Annotated in this window: 14 protein-coding genes, 7 tRNA genes and 1 other RNA gene; 19 read left to right on the forward strand and 3 right to left on the reverse strand. The window is 36.4% G+C overall.

Annotated features, from left to right (window positions below; genetic code table 11):
* Positions 1 to 260: 260 nt before the first annotated feature.
* Positions 261 to 1130 (reverse strand): RNA helicase, encoded by an 870-nt coding sequence (locus CRS_RS08950; RefSeq protein WP_142723712.1) that lies wholly within the window; start codon positions 1128 to 1130, stop codon positions 261 to 263.
* A gap of 187 nt (positions 1131 to 1317) precedes the next feature.
* Here CRS_RS08950 and CRS_RS08955 point away from each other — a divergent pair, with 187 nt between their 5' ends.
* The 4 genes from CRS_RS08955 to CRS_RS08970 all read left to right on the forward strand — a co-directional run bounded on the left by CRS_RS08955 (position 1318) and on the right by CRS_RS08970 (position 4830).
* Complete coding sequence (locus CRS_RS08955) at positions 1318 to 3486, forward strand: zincin-like metallopeptidase toxin domain-containing protein (RefSeq protein WP_172617026.1); 2169 nt, start codon at positions 1318 to 1320, stop codon at positions 3484 to 3486.
* Positions 3487 to 3492: 6 nt separating this feature from the next.
* Positions 3493 to 3810, forward strand: a complete 318-nt coding sequence (locus CRS_RS08960) for a hypothetical protein (RefSeq protein WP_142723714.1) — start codon at positions 3493 to 3495, stop codon at positions 3808 to 3810.
* A 158-nt stretch (positions 3811 to 3968) separates the two neighbouring features.
* Entirely contained in the window at positions 3969 to 4394 is a 426-nt protein-coding gene (locus CRS_RS08965; protein WP_142723715.1) for a hypothetical protein, read from the forward strand.
* 76 nt (positions 4395 to 4470) lie between these two features.
* A complete protein-coding gene (locus tag CRS_RS08970) occupies positions 4471 to 4830 on the forward strand; it encodes a hypothetical protein (RefSeq protein WP_142723716.1) in 360 nt (119 codons plus the stop codon).
* 490 nt (positions 4831 to 5320) lie between these two features.
* Here CRS_RS08970 and ssrA read toward each other — a convergent pair.
* Positions 5321 to 5723, reverse strand: a transfer-messenger RNA (tmRNA) gene (ssrA, locus tag CRS_RS08975).
* Between the two features lie 268 nt (positions 5724 to 5991).
* Here ssrA and rpsU point away from each other — a divergent pair.
* The 15 genes from rpsU to CRS_RS09050 all read left to right on the forward strand — a co-directional run bounded on the left by rpsU (position 5992) and on the right by CRS_RS09050 (position 16740).
* Entirely contained in the window at positions 5992 to 6189 is a 198-nt protein-coding gene (gene rpsU, locus CRS_RS08980) for a 30S ribosomal protein S21 (protein ID WP_034693154.1), read from the forward strand.
* Positions 6190 to 6268: 79 nt separating this feature from the next.
* On the forward strand, positions 6269 to 7156 hold the full coding sequence (locus CRS_RS08985) for a tyrosine-type recombinase/integrase (protein ID WP_142723988.1): 888 nt from the start codon (positions 6269 to 6271) through the stop codon (positions 7154 to 7156).
* A complete protein-coding gene (locus tag CRS_RS08990) occupies positions 7153 to 7443 on the forward strand; it encodes an HPF/RaiA family ribosome-associated protein (RefSeq protein ID WP_002976393.1) in 291 nt (96 codons plus the stop codon). Before CRS_RS08985 ends, CRS_RS08990 begins: the two co-directional genes overlap by 4 nt.
* Before the next feature lie 109 nt (positions 7444 to 7552).
* Positions 7553 to 7626 (forward strand) — tRNA-Thr (locus tag CRS_RS08995).
* A gap of 18 nt (positions 7627 to 7644) precedes the next feature.
* Positions 7645 to 7725: transfer RNA gene (locus tag CRS_RS09000), tRNA-Tyr, on the forward strand.
* An 88-nt stretch (positions 7726 to 7813) separates the two neighbouring features.
* Positions 7814 to 7886 (forward strand) — tRNA-Gly (locus CRS_RS09005).
* Between the two features lie 90 nt (positions 7887 to 7976).
* A tRNA-Thr gene (locus CRS_RS09010) sits at positions 7977 to 8050 on the forward strand.
* Positions 8051 to 8069: 19 nt separating this feature from the next.
* Positions 8070 to 8150 (forward strand) — tRNA-Tyr (locus tag CRS_RS09015).
* Positions 8151 to 8236: 86 nt separating this feature from the next.
* Positions 8237 to 8309 (forward strand) — tRNA-Gly (locus CRS_RS09020).
* 41 nt (positions 8310 to 8350) lie between these two features.
* Positions 8351 to 8422, forward strand: a tRNA-Thr gene (locus CRS_RS09025).
* Between the two features lie 562 nt (positions 8423 to 8984).
* Positions 8985 to 9665 carry a response regulator transcription factor gene (locus CRS_RS09030; protein ID WP_047435426.1) on the forward strand — a complete coding sequence of 227 codons (681 nt, stop codon included), beginning with the start codon at positions 8985 to 8987 and terminating at the stop codon, positions 9663 to 9665.
* A complete protein-coding gene (locus CRS_RS09035) occupies positions 9666 to 11036 on the forward strand; it encodes an ATP-binding protein (RefSeq protein WP_142723717.1) in 1371 nt (456 codons plus the stop codon).
* 206 nt (positions 11037 to 11242) lie between these two features.
* A complete protein-coding gene (locus CRS_RS09040) occupies positions 11243 to 12484 on the forward strand; it encodes a TolC family protein (RefSeq protein ID WP_142723718.1) in 1242 nt (413 codons plus the stop codon).
* Positions 12485 to 12488: 4 nt separating this feature from the next.
* Positions 12489 to 13574 carry an efflux RND transporter periplasmic adaptor subunit gene (locus CRS_RS09045; protein WP_142723719.1) on the forward strand — a complete coding sequence of 362 codons (1086 nt, stop codon included), beginning with the start codon at positions 12489 to 12491 and terminating at the stop codon, positions 13572 to 13574.
* Positions 13575 to 13641: 67 nt separating this feature from the next.
* Positions 13642 to 16740: an efflux RND transporter permease subunit gene (locus CRS_RS09050; protein WP_142723720.1), complete on the forward strand. Its 3099-nt coding sequence runs from the start codon at positions 13642 to 13644 to the stop codon at positions 16738 to 16740.
* Between the two features lie 84 nt (positions 16741 to 16824).
* Here CRS_RS09050 and CRS_RS09055 read toward each other — a convergent pair whose 3' ends face one another.
* Complete coding sequence (locus tag CRS_RS09055) at positions 16825 to 18324, reverse strand: DUF4394 domain-containing protein (protein WP_142723721.1); 1500 nt, start codon at positions 18322 to 18324, stop codon at positions 16825 to 16827.
* Between the last annotated feature and the right edge of the window lie 27 nt (positions 18325 to 18351).

The raw sequence follows: 18351 nt of genomic DNA on the forward strand, positions 1-18351 counted from the left end.
GAGAAATTATTGGAAACTCTTGTAGAGGAACAAAAAATCCTTACTTTTGGAAGTAAGGACAATATTGGATAACTGACAACTATTTTTAACCCCTAACTGTCAGATAAAGTCGTGGCTATTACAGATAAATAGAAGGTTTTTGAAAAACCTGACATAATGTAAATGTGCTATTTTGAAATGGCGGCTAACTTTTTTCCTAGTAAATAAAAATCTCCTGTCATGGGGCAGGAGATTGTAATTTGAGAACGTAGATTTTGAAACTAATTACGTTCTTCTGCAATGAACTGTTCTATATATCTAATAATTGTTCGGCTAGAAATTTCAATTTTATACTTTTCTTCCATTGTAATGCTAATCAAATCTGCTAATCTGCTTTTAGAATAATCAACCCCTTCGCTAGAGTACCATATATAGAGAGATTTGACTAAATCTTTTATTTCAGCTCTACTGTCACCTTTAATAATAAATTCTTCTTTCTTTGCATCTTTCAGATTTGCATTCGAGATATTTTTTATTTCTCTTTGCATCTCATTAAGTTTTTCAAGAATATATTGATTTTCCGAAACAGTTTTAGTATCTAATTCCTTGATAACAAATTTTCCGAAATCCTGTAAATACATCGAGTGATTAGGTTCTTGTGATTTTTCAAATGTTGCAGTTAGTTTAGAACTTAAATCTACTTTAAATTGCTCAATTGATGAAAAACGTAAGTCCTTTCGGTAGTTAATATGTTCAACTGGGCTGGTGTCAAATGAGTACCCTGTCTCGTCATCTTTTATTATTACTGCTGCTTTATCAAATGCAAACCTTAATCCTAATTCGAACATGACATTTGGATTTTTTGAACTAACATCACAAATCACTATGTCATCATAGAAAACATTTTGTACAATAGTTTTTTGAATTACATGTGACTCTTCGCTTTCACTAACAAGTCTTGTTCTAAATCCTGCATCTTCAGCCACTGACGTTATAATTTTTTTAACTTCTTTCCAATGTCCTGTGGGATAGCCGTCCGTATCAGCAATTGGCATAATTAAACCACAGACTGGGCGCTTATCTTCATTCTGACTGTTAGCTTTCTCTTGTGTGCTGTTATCGTTTTCTAATTCGTTACTTTTTTTGGTCATGGTTAATGTTTATAAAAACAAATATAATTAAAATACTTATGTAAGGAATCCATAGATGAAAAAGTAAGAAGACCGGAATAAGAATTCTCATTATGAGATTTTCATAATAACTTTAAAACAAATTTTAATGTGACAAGTTTTGTCGTTACCCGTATCTACATTTGGCTCACAATAAATCCAAATGATTATGATACAGAAATTAGAGTATGTTTTAAGCAGAAATATTGACAGCCCTTTAGGAGAAAATAGTGTGTTTTATGAAACCTTTGTTGTTCCTCCAGAGTTAAAAGACAGCTATCCCAAATCTGAAAAATACAGTGTAGTTCATCATCAGGCTGTTTTCTGTAAAAGTGGAATAGAAGTTTTTGACAGATACGAAAAGGACAAAATAGAACCTGATTACTTTACTATTTATTATGAGGAGACTTCCAAAAATACCAGTAACTTTTTTGGTACAGCCTGTAGGGTGAAAATGGGAGATTATGCAAGACAAAGATTAATAAAGGATTATAATAGTAAAGGAAAAACCATTAATTATGATGGTAATACAATTGATGTAAGTGTTTCAGATTTTAATAGCCTCATAAAAGTAATTGCTAAAGATTACGGAATTGATGAGGCATTATTAAAAGGTGCTATTTATTTAGAAATACTTGAAAAAAGTAAAATCAACGAAGCCTTTAAAAAAGTGTCTTCATTAAACAACCAATTGGCAGATTGGTTAAAAGGAGGTATTGAAGCCACTGAAAAATGGAAATTTACAGAGGAAAACTATGATTACATCAAGTTTTATGTAGAACTTATGTATAGTAACTTTCAAAATAAAACTGGTGCAAGTGGTTTTCCTAAACAAGAAGTAAAATACAAACCCATTATTCCTGTTCCATTCCCCTGCAATGAATATAAAAACATGTCTGACAATCAACAAGAGATTGCAGAAACAGGATTGAAAAAGCTTTCAGAGTTTGTTGCCTCGTTTGATGAAATTTCTACTGCTGCTGTTTTTAATATCGTGGCAGCAACACCTACTATTGCTGATGATATTTTATTTGCTGTTACATTTCTGGTAAAGAACTTTATAGAGGATAACATGCCTGATAGCATAAAAAATATTTACAATCAGCTAAAAGCATTATTTAAAGAAGTTCAGGATATTATTTCAGATATAGGAAGTATAATTACAGAAAAATTAAACCAAGAAATTGCAAAAATCAATGCTTTTCTCTGTGGAATACTCAATGGACTTATTTCTTTGGTTCAATTGATTATCATGCTTTTAGCTATGATAGTAGACAATATCCCAATTTTTGAATTAGAAAAATTAAATCCTTTAGAACTGGCAAAGTATCAAGAGAAACTCGAATTTATAGAAGATTTTGTAGATTTATTTGATAAAAATGCAAAAGAATTTCTTAACGGAATTAAAAAACTTTTTACAGATGAAAAAACATGGAAAGATATTTCTACTTTTATCTCAGGTTTAGCTAAAAAAGTTACTAACTATAATGAGTATTTTTGGGCTTACTTTATTGGAGGAGTTGCCTTTGAATTGATTTTAGATGCTGTTATCGCTTACTTTACAGGTGGAAGTTCATTAGTTGCAGAAGCTTCTGCAAAAATTAGTAGGTTAACAGCCAAAGCAGAACAGGCAGGAGCAAAAGCTCTAAACTTTTCTAAAAATTTAGGAAAGAAAATTGTAAACACAGCACAAGACCTCTATAAATGGCTTGAAAAAGAGTTCCTTGAAATGATAGAAGCCATAAAGAATGGAAAAGTTGCAGAGTGGCTTCAAAAGAAAATTGATGCTATATTTGGAAGTGGAAATAGAATTCAAGATGAAGTAGTTGAGGACATTGAGGAGCTTTTCAGAAAAATCAATGATGGTTTTGGATTCGATGGGGGAAGATTATTAACGATAAAAGAACTTAAAAAACTTCGAAAATTACTGAAGGAGCTATATGATGTAGATTTAAAAATCGTAGATAAGGATTTTGGAATGAAGCAAAAGCTTAAAGACTGGAATTCAAGAGGTGTAGTGGGCTCTTTTAACCCAAGGCTAAAAACCATGTTTTTACGTTCGGAAGTTTCAGAGTTAACGGTTTTCCATGAAATGGTTCACATGAAGACTTGGAAAAGATTATCTCCTGAAGAATATGCAAAATTACCTCTTTGGGAGGATGAAACAATGGTTTGGGATGCAATTTGGAAAACCAAAGAAAAATGGACTAAAAGAGAGCTGGTTGATTCTTATGAATATTTAAATGACAAGATTAGAATACCAATGGGGCAACCAAAGTTAGTAATTGAAGAAATGGATGAATTAGTAAAATTAAAAAAATTAGGAATATTAAAATAAATTGATATGAAACATACGAAAGAACAAATTGAGGAAATTGCTAAAGAGGTTTTAGATAAAACAAATTTTATATATGACACCAAAGAAAAAATGATTGTTCGTGAAAATGAAGATTTCTACTTAGATGGAGAAAAAATCAACTCTTGGAATGTATCTGTATTTTTTGGAGAAGAAGATTGGGGTAAAAACCAATTAGCAGGACTAATAATTAACGATGATACGGGCCATCCGATTTACTTACAACATAGTTTTAATAGTTTCATTTATTACAGGACCAATGAGAATGGAGAAATCTCAACGGAAGTAAGACAAGGTAGTAAATAACCAATCATTTTTTATGTAAAAAAAACATTAAAAAAGAGGTAAATTTCCAATCTGCTACTTGTTTTCGATATTCGATTGATAACCAGGGTTTTAATATATAAAATAAAGCACTTATGTCATTACATATATAGAGATACAAAAATTCCCTCTACTTTTAAATGGTAAGGTTTTATGGGGGAAGGTCACACGAATACAAAGAACGACTGTTTAATAATCCTGATTGGAATAATGAAAAAGAAGAAGAGTTTTTTAATAATTATAAAAAATCTTGTATTGAAAAAGATTCCAACAAAGAAAAATATCAAGCAAAACACTATGTATTAGCATATATTTTTGATTGTTATGCTATAGAGAAAAAACTGCCCAGAGGAAACAAAAAAGAGCTTGAAAAAATTGGTAATCAGAGAATAGGAAAAGGCAGGGGAAATACATTTTATAAAAATTTTAATTTAATAGTAAATAAAAATCTTCACAGTAAAGAAGTATTGATTGATGAAGTTGGTGAAAGTTGGAGAGAAATTATATTAAAGCTTTCAGAGAATCCTGAAATCTTAGAAAACTATCTACAAAGTAAGAAAATATAGTTAGGGCGAAAATAGGGCATGATTACAGAATGCCCCCAAAATGCCCCTCTCAATTTTGGAACATAAAAAAAAGATTATGGAAAATTTTTTATTATGTTCTATTGAGCAGAAAATAATTATTGTTAAGACTACTGAAAAAATTACAGTGTATATTCTAAAAGCTATTAAAGGCAACGAGAAGGCAAGTAAACAACAAAGACAATTTTTAATTTTCGATGAAGAAAATAAACTCTTTGAAATATTTGAGCACAAAGTATCAAAGCGTAGACGTTCAACCAGAAAAAATCATAAACCGAGGAGTTTATTTATGAAAAATATCTTCATTAGCCTAAGAGATATTTTAGTTGGCTCAATCAGTGGTGCTGTTGGAACAATAATGACTCCCAAACTTCAAGAGCTTTATTACTATCTTGAATATATTTTTTCAAAGCTTTAGGCTTTTATAGGCTCTTTTTTTTATTAAGGTGAAAATAAGTCAAATATTGTTTTGAGTGGTTAAAATCGGTGTACAAAGAAGAATTATAGTAGTTTCAGAATCGTGCCTATGCTGATTTGAAAAATTCAGCAAATTCAAGAGAGCAGAGTACCTCCCCAGATCATCCCCACCTGTACGGTAAAAGAAAATGGCTTTCAAAAAGGTGTAGGGGGCATTGAGTATTTAAATTCTCAAAATAAATTTTCAACTTTTTTATTTTGGTCTCATTGTTAGCTATAATGCTACCCATCCTGTTTTCTGAGTGATGTATATGATTTTATCATTTATTTGATACTATGATAGTGATAAGGTAAAGGCTAGTAAGGGATTCTGAGATTTATTTATTTGTCATGTAAATAAATAATGGAGTAGTTACGGAAATAAATAAAAAATCAAATTGTTGCCTAAATGTTGTCTAAAAATAAATAAAACCACTGGTAATCAGTGGTTTTAGTGGAGTTGGAGGGATTCGAACCCTCGTCCAAACAAGCAATACATAAGCTTTCTACATGCTTATTCTGCTATTGGTTTTCGACGGGAAGCAGAGAGCAGACGCCCAACTTCCGGCTTATCTTCTGAGGTTTTCGTGCTTTAGCCGAAGCTTCTAAAGCCTTATTTCCGCATTCCTATATCCCAGGATCAAACGCCGCAGAACAGAGCATTTGTGGAATATCTTGCTTCCTTACTGAAATCTTCGGGAAAACGCTTGAATCTACTATACTTCGATATTAAGCTGCAAGAGCGAACTCTTCGTTGCCAGTTAAAATTCTGTAGCAAGGGATTATAGAGATCGCGCTACGGTTCTCTGCATGCTTACTTACCCATTGGTCTTGCTGTCGAAACCAGTCAACCCCATGAATAAAGTGAATGCAAAGATAATGCTTTTTGTTTACATTTCATTAATATGGCCTGTATTAAAGAAAAATTTGTCCTGGAATGAAAAGAATTAAAAGATAAGCTCTTGAATATTCAGCCGGTGTGGTAAAATATTTTTTTATGTGAACTCCCTTTAATGCGGGGTTTTCAAAAAAGATTGAATAAAGAAAGTAATTGTTTCTTGTAATATATTTTGTGTTATCATAAAAAATGTCTACTTTTGCCATCCAAAATGAGATGTAAAATATGTTAATAATTCCAGTAAAAGATGGTGAATCCATCGACAGAGCTTTAAAAAAATACAAGAGAAAATTTGATAAAACAGGAACTGTTCGTCAATTAAGATCTAGACAGCAGTTTATTAAGCCTTCTGTGACTTTAAGACAAGCTAGACTAAAAGCGGCTTACAAACAAAGAGCACTTAGCAAAGAAGAGCAGGCTTAAGATTTTTTCTTAACCATATATTAATTCACTTCTTAAATTCTTATATTTGAGAAGTGAATTTTTATTTTTATAATCTATGATGCTGGAAAAGTTTTTAGAATACTTACAATTCGAAAAAAGATATTCTCCTCATACCGTAACGAGCTACAAAAAAGACCTTGAAGACTTTTCCCATTTCTTTCTCAGAACAGAATCTTCCGATGACTTAGCGAAAGCCGACAAGAAAATTATCAGAAATTTTATTGTCGAACTGAGCGAAAACAATATTTCCAAAAGGAGTATTAACAGGAAATTATCCTCCCTCCGCAGTTTTTATCTTTTTCTTTTAAAAATTGGAGAAATTAAGGTTTCTCCCACTGAAGGCATTTCTTCCCTGAAGTTTTATGCTGAAAAACAGATTCCTATATCCAAAGAGGAAATGGCGGATCTTAATGAAAGAATTTTCGAACAGATGCATGATCTTCTTGAAAAGTGCATTATGGAGGTGCTGTATCAGACAGGAATGCGTAAAGCTGAACTTTGTGGCCTGATATTTGAGAATGTTGATATATACGGAAATGAATTGAAAATAATCGGAAAAGGGAATAAAGAAAGGGTAGTTCCCATTTCCGCTGAGCTGTCTGGACTTCTCAGAAGTTATCTGGAAATAAGAAATCCGCAGACAGAATATCAATCATATTTCTTTGTCAATAAGAAAGGGAAAAAACTCAATGAAAAATTTGTTTATGTGGTAGTTAATAAGTACCTTAGTCTTATAACAACGAAAGAAAAAAAAAGTCCCCACATCCTTCGGCATAGCTTTGCTACTCACGTATTGGATAATGGGGCGGAGATCTCCAAAGTGAAAAAAATATTAGGGCATTCCAGTCTTGCCAGTACTCAGGTCTATACGAATGCTAATATTGAACAATTGAAAAAAGTGTTTAATCAGGCTCACCCTCGAGCATCAAAAAAAGAAGAATTATGAAGATTTCAGTACAATCAATTGGTTTAACTCCACACGAACCACTAGAATCACACATCGACAAAAAAGTAAGCAAATTAGATACCTTCTATGACAAGATTCAGGAGTGTAAGGTATTCTTGAAAGTTGAAAATAATTCGGATAAAGCGAACAAAACAGCCGAGATTATTTTAGCGGTTCCGGGAGACGATATCGTAGTAAAGAAAACAACTACAAGTTTTGAAGAAAGTCTGGACCTTTGCGTTGATACTGCTAAAAAGCTATTAATCAAGAAAAAAGAAATGGCATAGGAAAAAAAGTTAAAAAAAGTTTATAAAAAATTTGAGAATTCAAAAAATCCGTTCTATATTTGCACTCGCAAAAAAGGAACAGCGATCTTTTGAATTCTTTTTTATATTTGCCTCCATAGCTCAGTTGGCCAGAGCACGTGATTTGTAATCTCGGGGTCGTGGGTTCGAATCCCTCTGGAGGCTCATAAAATATAAACTTTTGGGGAGATTCCAGAGTGGCTAAATGGGACTGACTGTAACTCAGTTGCTTCGGCTTCGTAGGTTCGAATCCTGCTCTCCCCACTTTATATTTTTAGAAAAAAAACTTGCAGGATTAAATAAGTTTTCTTAGTTTTGCACAGCGTTTACCAATAGTTTTGGAAACAAAATTGCGGAAGTAGCTCAGTTGGTAGAGCGTCAGCCTTCCAAGCTGAATGTCGCGGGTTCGACCCCCGTCTTCCGCTCAAAAAAATCACACGATAAAGGTGATTTTTTTTTAACACTGAAATGTGTAGAGTAGAGTTTCTCGATCAGTTTCAGTCCTTTATTAAAATGCCTCCATAGCTCAGTTGGCCAGAGCACGTGATTTGTAATCTCGGGGTCGTGGGTTCGAATCCCTCTGGAGGCTCATTTTAATATAAACATGAGGGGAGATTCCAGAGTGGCTAAATGGGACTGACTGTAACTCAGTTGCTTCGGCTTCGTAGGTTCGAATCCTGCTCTCCCCACATTTTATATTAGAAAAAAAACTTGCAAGCCTCAGAAGTTTTTCTTAGTTTTGCACAGCGTTACCAATAGTTTTGGAAACAAAATTGCGGAAGTAGCTCAGTTGGTAGAGCGTCAGCCTTCCAAGCTGAATGTCGCGGGTTCGACCCCCGTCTTCCGCTCAACGAAAATCACGCTCCATAGTGTGATTTTTTTAGTTGATGCCGACTTAGCTCAGCGGTAGAGTGCTTCCTTGGTAAGGAAGAGGTCACGGGTTCAAGTCCCGTAGTTGGCTCTCCATTTTTCCCGAATTTCTTCGGGATTTTTTTGCTCAAAATTCTGATATTGCACTTCTGTTTTTCAAGATCAATCGCAGAAGTTGAGGACTGGTACAAAATCTATACTTTTTATTGAACCGACAGGTCATTTTTTAATCGCAAGAAAAAATGATTCAAATGTTTTATTTCAGGAAGCTAAGAATGCGGTTTTGTCGCTGAAGAAGCTTAGTGGATATGTATTTGCTTAGAAAGAATCAATGAAATTGATTTCATTCTTTGCCCCCTTGAAAATATGAGATAAGAGGCTGAAAATTTTGCGTTAGTTTAAATTCCATATCCCTCCAGCTTTTGAGACTGATCCATAAAAGCGGTCAACATATAAATAAAATAGGAGGCAGATTAATATTCAATAGTAATGGGTTCTGAGCGTATCCGAAAATAGTCCGTTAAAAATAAAAAGCTTCCATTGGCTTTAATCTCTATCACAGGTTGATCACTTTTGCTTTAAAAATGCTTTTACTTGACCTTTAGAATCACAATCCTAAAAATTTTCGTTAAATTCGTGTAAAATAAATTTTGATGAATATTCTTTTATTGGAGGATGATCTCATTCTTTCTGCAGAACTTTGCAGATTTTTAGAATCAAATAATTTTAACTGTGATAAGATCTATGACGGGGAAACTTTTCTCCGCCAGATAAAAAACAGTACTTATGATCTGTATTTGCTTGACATCAATGTGCCTAAAATTAATGGACTTGATGTCTGCCAGACGATTCGTTCTTTTGATAAAAATACCCCCATTATCATCATTTCTGCCTATGGAGACATCTCTGATAAGAAAGATGCTTTTACGAGGCTTGCCGATGATTATTTAGTAAAGCCCTTTCAGTTTGAGGAGCTTCTGCTAAGAATCAACTCTCTGTTGAGAAGAAAAGCACCTTCTGATAATTCGGACCAGGATATTCTCAGAATTGATGATCTTATTATCAACAAGACTGAGCAGAAAGTATACAGGGGAGGCAATGAAATCACTCTTACGTTAAAAGAATTTCAGCTGTTGGTTTATCTTGCCGAAGCGCAGGGGAGAACAGTTTCCAAACAGCAGATCACGGAACATGTATGGGAACACAATTTTAATACGAATACCAATACGGTGGAAGTTTATATTAATTTCCTGCGTAAAAAAATTGATAAGGATTTTAAAATAAAATTGATTCATACCCGTTCAGGTTTTGGATATTACCTAAGTCCATTATAAATGTCTTTAAAAAGAAAGATAGCCTTAACGATTAGCATAGCCTTTTCATTACTTTTTGGAATGGTCATGGCTGTCATTTACTTATCTTTTAATGATTTCAGAAGGGATGAGTTCAAAGAAAGATTCAGGCAAAGACTTGAATTTACCTCTCATTTCATCTCAAAATCCAAAGACTTTGAAGAGGAAGCCCCGGTTTTTTTCAACGAAAATTCAGATAATATTCTTTTGAATGAGAAGATTTTGATTTTTAATGAGAAAAAAGAACTGATTTATAGTACAATCAAAGACAGAAATGTCACCTGGGACAGTGCTATGCTTAAGGAGCTGGATAAAAAGAAAATTATCTATACGGAAAAGACCGTTCCTGAGATCTATGCTGCACTCAGAAAAATTAACGGTGAAAATTATTACATTCTTACCAGCGCCTTTGATACCAATGGGAAATCTAAACTGGTCTATCTTAAATACCTTTTGATCGCAGCTTATGTGATGAGTACCATGCTTATCGGATTTTTCAGTTATTATTTTGTAGAAAAATTTCTTCGCCCGCTGGAAGATCTGAACAAAGAGATTTCTGAGGTTACTGCCCATAAACTGACAACCCAGATCCCTGTGCAGCAGTCCAATGATGAAGTGAGTGTTCTTGCCAGATCTTTTAACACAATGATCGGAAGACTGGATGATGTATTTCAGTCGCAGAAGGATTTTACTGCAAGTGCTTCACATGAGATCAGAACGCCCATTACGAGAATGGCATTTCAGTTGGAAAACCTGATTAAATTTGAAGAGCATTCTCCGGATACCCTGTCATCTTTAAAACAGATTCAGCGGGATGTCTATCAATTGTCAGATCTGACGAATTCTCTTTTGCTGCTTACAAAATTCGATAAAGAAAACATTCAGAGCATTTATGAGGAAGTGAGAATTGATGAAGTTATTTTTGAAGCCTTTGAAGCGGTAGAGAAAAGTTACCCCCAGCTTCAGTTGGATTTCATGATTCATGAAGAAAGTTCTGAAAATGCTTTTCTCACGATTAAAGGGATCCAGTCTTTGCTGGCCATTGTCTTTATTAACCTTTTTAAAAATGCCGCGGTGTATTCAGATAATACGGAAGTAAAGGTATTGATCACTGAGACCAATGATAATCTTTCTGTTGAAGTCATTTCTCATGGCAATACAATCTCTGAAGAGGAACAGGCAAAGTTGTTTCAGGCTTTCACAAGAGGGAATAATGCACAGAATATAGCAGGCTCTGGCTTGGGGCTCAGAATCGTTAAAAGAATTCTGGAATATCATGATGCTGATATAGTATATTCTTCCCCTGATGAGTACATTAATAAGTTTACGCTGATTTTTAAAAAATATCTGTAAGGCAGGTTTTAGATGCCGCGTCTTTTTGTTAAACACGGGATTGAATTTTTAATAAAAAATTCAATAGATAGAGAAAAATAGATCTTTTTTCAATGCTTTTTTTCTTCAGAACCGCCTGTTTAAGGTGATTTTAATATTTTTTTAAGCACCATTTAAGTTTCTTTTAATCGCATCAAAGCAATTTTGTATTTTAAAAAGAAAAAATAATGAACAGAATTGCAGTGCTGTGCCTCGCCGTTTCCTCATTCATGGCGGCACAACAGCAGATGTCTCTTTTGGAATGTGAAGAAGCTTTCCAGAAGAACAACCTCCAGCTGCTTGCCGAACAATACAACATCAATATGGCTGATGCAGATATTCTGCAGGCTAAAATCTGGGAATTGCCCCAATTGAGTGGACAGGTTAATGCTTATAATCCTCAGGGTAAAAAGCTTTTTGATGTCGGACACTCAAAAGGAGCGGGAATTACACAGCTGATTTATATGGGCGGGAAAAAGAAAAATGAAATTGCTTTTGCCAAATCCAATAAGGAACTGGCCCAGCTTCAGTTTTCCCAATTGCTTGTCGATTTAAGATCTCAGCTTCGCTCTGCCTATTTTAATCTTTATTACGAAAAACTGAAACTGGAGAATACCAATAAACAGCTGGGTTATATGAATGACCTCCTGAACGCCTATCGTGTACAGTCAGCAAAAGGAAATGTTTCGCTTAAAGATGCTGTAAGGCTGCAGAGTATTGTAATTCAGCTGAATCATGATAAACTGGAGATCAACAAAAATATCCTTGACTTTGAGCAGAATTTAAAAGTTTTAACAGGGATCTCTGAAGATATAGAACCAACAATGTCTGAAGCAGAAGCCAAAGAAGCCCTGGCTGCCCAGCCTTTCGGTGATGAAGAAGAACTGAAAAGCAAAGCACTGGAAAATAATGCCGATTACCGGTATAATCTGAAGCTCATTGATAACAGCAAACTGTATGCACAGTGGCAGAAATCATTGAATGTGCCGGATGTAACGGTAGGAGCGGCATGGGATCAGGCAGGGGGAACCTTTAATAATGAAGCCAATCTGACACTCGGTATTCCGCTGCCTTTATGGAGAGCAAATCAGGGAAATGTAGAAAAGGCCAACTATGCTATTCAGCAGAATCAGAAAAATGCAGATTTTCAGAAGCTTACCCTCGAAACCAAAGTTCAGTCTGCCTATAAAACATGGAAGGTTCAGTATGATCAGCTTCTGGATGTGAAAACAACAGATCTTCAGAATATGGAGCTGGTCTACAACGGAATGCTGAATAATTTCAGAAAAGGAAATGTCAATCTGATTGAATTTACAGATTTTATGGACAGCTACAGGGAAACAGCCCTTCAGATCTACGATATGAAAAATGAGATCATGCAGTCTGCAGAACAGCTTAATCAACTAGTACAAACGAAAATCTTCTATTAAAAACATGAAAACATATATTATTCCCGCATTGATGGTTCTTTCACTATTGGCCTGTTCAAAAAAAGAGGAAGAGAAAACCAATCACGCCAAAAAAGGATTTGAGCTCAGCAACACAATGTTGAATTCCATTTCCCTGGCAAAAGTTGAGAAAAAGAATATAGAAGATGAATACAGCTTTTACGGAAAGATCTCAGCGGACAAAAACAGCTATATAGATGTTTATCCGTTGGTAGGAGGAAACGTAATGAGTGTAAATGTAGAACTAGGAGATTATGTGAAAAAAGGGCAGGTGCTGGCAACCATCAGAAGTACTGAGCTGGCAGAAATCCAGAAAGATGTAAGTGATGCCAAAACTGATTTGGTGGTAGCTAAAAATAATCTTCGTGTGGCAAAAGAACTGTACGAAGGAAAACTTAATACAGAAAGAGATGTCCTGGAAGCAAAAAGCCAGTTGCAAAAAGCCGAAGATCAGTTACAGAGAGCAACAGCTGTAAGTACGGTTTATAATGTGAAAACCGGAAATATATACAGTGTGGTAGCACCGATAAGCGGATATATCGTTCAGAAAAGTATCAATAAGGATATGCAGCTCAGAAGTGACAGGAGTGATAACATTTTTGATGTTGCCAATACAACCAATGTGTGGGCCATTATGAATGTCAATGAATCAGATATTGATAAGATCAGCCTTGGAATGAAAGCTCAGGTATCTACCCTTTCTTATCCGGATAAAGTTTTTGACGGAAAAATTGATAAGATTTTCAAAATCATTGATCCCCAAACCAATGCGATGCAGGCAAGAGTAGTGCTGGATAATGCCAACGGACTCCTGATACCGGACAGTAAAGCCACCATAAAAGTTTCCAGCCTTGAGAACAATACAACATTGGCTGTGCCATCAAAGGCCGTAATTTTTGATGATAATAAAAGCTTTGTCGTTGTTTTTAAATCCAGAACAGATGTTAAGATCAGAGAAATAAAAGTATTAAAACAGGTAGGTGATGTCACTTATATTACTGATGGACTTAAAGAAGGAGAAGAAGTGATTACCAACAACCAGCTGCTGGTATACCGTTCATTGAACAGCTAGTTCCGTAAGCCAGTGAGCATATTTACATTTTTTTCAACGGCTTTTTTAGGTCATCAATCTATCGATCATGAATAAATTCATTAAAAATATAATCGCTTTTTCATTAAAAAATAAAGCATTTACCTTTATCTGGGTGGCTATTTTAGCGATTTCCGGTTTTATAAGTTTCAAAAATATGCCTATTGAAGCTTTTCCGGATGTAACCAATACCCAGATTGTTATCATTACCCAATGGAATGGACGTAGTGCGGAAGAAGTGGAACGCTTTGTCACTACACCCATCGAATTGGCGATGAGCCCGGTTCAGAAAAAAACAAGTGTGAGGAGCACCACCATGTTTGGGCTTTCCATTGTTAAAATTCTGTTTGACGATGGGGTGGACGATACTTTTGCCAGAAATCAGGTCAACAACCAGTTAAGAACCATTAACCTTCCTGATGAGGTAGACCCGGAAGTGCAGCCACCCTACGGGCCAACCGGTGAGATTTTCAGATATACGCTGGAAAGTAAAACAAAAGATTCACGGACATTGCTTACCCTCCAAAACTGGGTGATAGACCGTGCTTTAAGAGGAGTGCCGGGAGTAGCCGACATCAACGTATTCGGAGGACAGGATAAAGTTTTTGAATTGAGTATAGATCCGAGAGCATTGGATAAATATAATCTGACTCCGCTTCAGGTATATGATGCAGTGACCAAGAGCAACCTGAATGTAGGAGGAGATGTGATTGAAAAAAACGGACAGGCTTATGTAGTCAGGGGGATCGGTCTGGTAAAATCAGTAACAGACATCGGGAATATCACCATCCAGAATGACAGTGGAAATCCTGTTCTGGTAAAAAATGTAGCAGATGTTCATGAAAGCTCTATGCCCAGAGTCGGACAGGCTGCCCTGAACAACCATGATGATACGGTGGAAGGTATTGTCGTAATGAGGAAAGGAGAAAATCCGAGAGAAGTTCTGGTAGGAGTGAAGGCTAAAATCAAAGAACTTAATGAAAAAATTCTTCCCAAAGATGTCAAAATGGTTACGTTCTATGACCGTGACAATCTTATGGATTTTACCACCCACACGGTAATGCATAATCTTATTGAGGGAATTGTACTGGTAACGGTAATCGTTTTAATTTTTATGGCCGACTGGCGGACTACCCTTATCGTTTCCATTATCATCCCATTATCCCTGCTGTTTGCATTCCTATGTTTAAAACTGGCCGGAATGAGTGCCAACCTGCTTTCATTAGGAGCAGTAGACTTCGGAATTATTATTGATGGTGCCGTCGTCATGGTGGAAGGTCTCTTTGTGATGCTTGATCATAAAGCACACCGGTACGGAATGGAAAAATTCAATAAACTGGCAAAAGGAGGATGGATCAAGCAGACCGGAACCGGATTGGGTAAAGCGATTTTCTTTTCAAAGCTCATCATCATTACTTCCCTGATCCCGATCTTTTCATTCCAGAAAGTGGAAGGGAAAATGTTCTCACCTCTGGCATTTACACTTGGATTTGCATTAATGGGGGCATTGATATTTACGTTGACACTGGTTCCAGTGCTTTCTCATATTCTTTTAAATAAAAATGTAAAGGAAAAAAACAATCCGTTTGTTAATTTCTGGGACAGAATTGTTCTGAAAGGCTTTAATATGACATTTAAGCATAAAAAGACAAGTATGATCGTTGCTATTTCATTCCTGGCGGTTACATTATTTTCCGGAAAATTTCTGGGAACAGAATTCCTGCCTCAGTTGAATGAAGGATCACTTTGGATCACAGCCGAAATGCCAATGAGTTCTTCGTTAAAGGAATCCCTGAAAACGGCAGACCTTTTAAAGAAAGACATTATGAGCTTCTCTGAAGTGACAGATGTGCTTGCACAGACCGGAAGGAGCAACGACGGAACAGATCCTAACGGATTTGGATTTGTACAGTTTGCTGTTAACCTTAAACCAAGGGAAGAATGGAAACGTAAGATTACCTATGATGAGCTGATTAATGAAATTGATAAAAAACTCAGAAGCTACCAGGGGATTACCTTTAACTATTCCCAGCCGATTTCAGATAACGTAGCAGAAGCAGTAGCAGGCTTTAAAGCAGAAAACGGAATCAAAATCTATGGTGATAATCTGGAAACTCTGGACAAACTGGCTCATGAAGTTTTATTGAAAATTAAAGATGTGGATGGAGTAAAAGATCCGGGAATCATTAAAAATATCGGACAGCCTGAAGTAAGTGTTGTTCTGGACAGAGATAAAATGGCAGCTTACGGAGTAATGCCGGCAGATGCACAGGCAGTGCTGGAAATGGCTTTCGGAGGGAAAACCGCTTCGGAAATGTTTGATGGTGAAAGAAAATTCCCGATCCGCCTTCGTTATTCACAGGAATACAGAACCAACGAAAATGATATTGCCGCTTTAATGGTACCTACACAGGACGGAGCCAAGATCCCTTTAAAAGAAATAAGCACTATTGTTAAGGATAACGGAGCTGCATTTATTTACAGAGATAATATCAAAAGATATATCGGGGTGAAATTTTCAATTCGGGACAGGGATTTGGGGAGCACTATTGCAGATGCCCAGAAAAAAGTATCAGCTATTGAACTTCCCGATGGCTATTCTGTGGGATGGACCGGTCAGTTTGAAAATCAGCAGCGTGCCTCTCACAGGCTGGCACAGGTAGTACCGGTGAGTATCCTGATGATCTTCTTCCTGCTGTTTATTCTGTTTGGAAATATGAAAGATTCTCTTCTGGTATTGGCCAATGTACCTTTTGCCTTAATCGGAGGAATTATCGCATTACACGTTACAGGAATTAATTTTGGGATTTCTGCCGGTGTGGGAATGATTGCGCTGTTGGGAATTTGTATCCAGAACGGGGTCATCCTTATTACGGAATTCCATCAGAATGTCAAAAACGGCCTGGATCTCGATACAGCGATATTAAACGGAGTAAAATCCAGAACCAGACCAGTAATTATGACGGCACTTATGGCATCAATAGGACTTATGCCGGCAGCTTTGTCTACAGGAATCGGTTCAGAATCACAAAAGCCTCTGGCTATTGTCATTATCGGAGGACTTGTGACGGCTACAGTACTCACTCTTCTTATTTTCCCGATTATTTTCTGGATTTTCAACAGAACCAGAAAATCTCAGCAGATTTAATTATTCTTTCATTATATATTTGTAAAAAGACTCCCCCGGATCCAGGTCCGGGGGAGTCTGCTATTGAAATAAAATATGATGAGTTTAAAATCCTAATCCGACAGTAAATCCTCTTACTGCATTCGGGAAATCTGAAACCGGCGTGGCTGCTCCTGTTGAGGTATTGACACTGTAGATTTTTGTTGCTGTTCCTACTGTTGCCATCAGATAAGCTTTTTGGCTCATGCTTCCTATATCAAATCCATTGGCGCTGGATATATTGATTCCTAGCGCTCCTGTTTCGGTGAGTGTTCCATTGTTGGGAGGGTTTTGCTGGTAAAGATTATCCGTATTATGATCAATGACAAACAAGGTGGTTGCAGAAGCTCCTGCAGAGTTATTGGTATAGGCTGCTGCACTTATCATTGGACTTCCTGGGTTAAGAATAGCGTCGGTTGCAGTAATCCCGCCTGTAACAGGATCAAGTCTGAGATTTTGCCCCGTATTGCTGACTACGCGTATTTTGTCAACAACAGGATTAAAATCAAATCCAAAATCCGTTCCTGAAAGTAGAGTAGGGAAAGCAGAACTGCCTACAGATGTAGCTGCTCCCGTTCCTAGATTGATGGTATAAAGTCTGCTTGAGCTTCCTAATGCATAGAGTTGTCCGTTGGCAGGTCTGAAATCAATACCTAAAATGTTTTCCCCGCTTTGCAGGCCTGAAATCATTTTTGTTACCGGCATCGGATTGTTGGGGTTAAAGATCTGTAGATTATTGGAATTATCCACAGCATAGGCTACTGCTTCAGTTGGGATTGCAAGGTCAATAATCTGCTGCTGGAGCATTCCGATAGGGGTTGCCTTGCCATTATTGAGATCCAGAAGGTGCAGGCTGTTGTTTAATGCAAGCAGTGCGGCACTGTTATCATATTTTATATCAAAAGCAGCCTGTCCTGTAAAGGTTGTTCCCAAAGTGCCTATTTCTACCAAAGTACCATTATTGGGAGGGTCTTGCTTGAATAGCTTACCGGAAGCCATATCAATATCATAAAGTACAGTAGTGGATGCTCCTGATTTGCTGTTGGTATAGGCTACTCCTGCTATTGATGGAGTACCTGCTCCGTTGATGTTCATGTCGGTTGCAACAACAGCTCCTGTTTCAGGATGAATTCTGAGATTCTGTCCGGTATTGCTCACCATACGGATTCTGTCTACAGTAGGATTAAAGTCTATGGAAACCACACTCCCTGAAATGGCAGGTGTGAAAGATGTTGCGCTTACGACCCTGGCAGAGATGGTTGTTGGGTTGATGATATACAGTTTGCTGGCGCTTGACAAGGCATAAAGCTCTCCGGTAGCAGGCCTGAAGTCAATGCTGAGCAGTTTTTCCCCGGAAGAAATTCCGGAAACAGCTGTTTTGGAAACAAATACTTTGGGATTGTTGGCATTAAAAGACACCAGCTCATTATTGCCGGTAATCCCGTATACCATAAGATCCGGCCCCTGAATATTCATATCCGGAATCATCATGTCATCGGAATCTTTGCATGAAAGCAAAAAAGAAATGCTTAAAAGCATCGTGAATACTTGTAATAATTTTCTCATAATATTAATTTTAATGGTTTATATCTG

The sequence above is a fragment of the Chryseobacterium sp. ON_d1 genome (assembly GCF_006829085.1).
Taxonomy (GTDB): Bacteria; Bacteroidota; Bacteroidia; order Flavobacteriales; family Weeksellaceae; genus Chryseobacterium.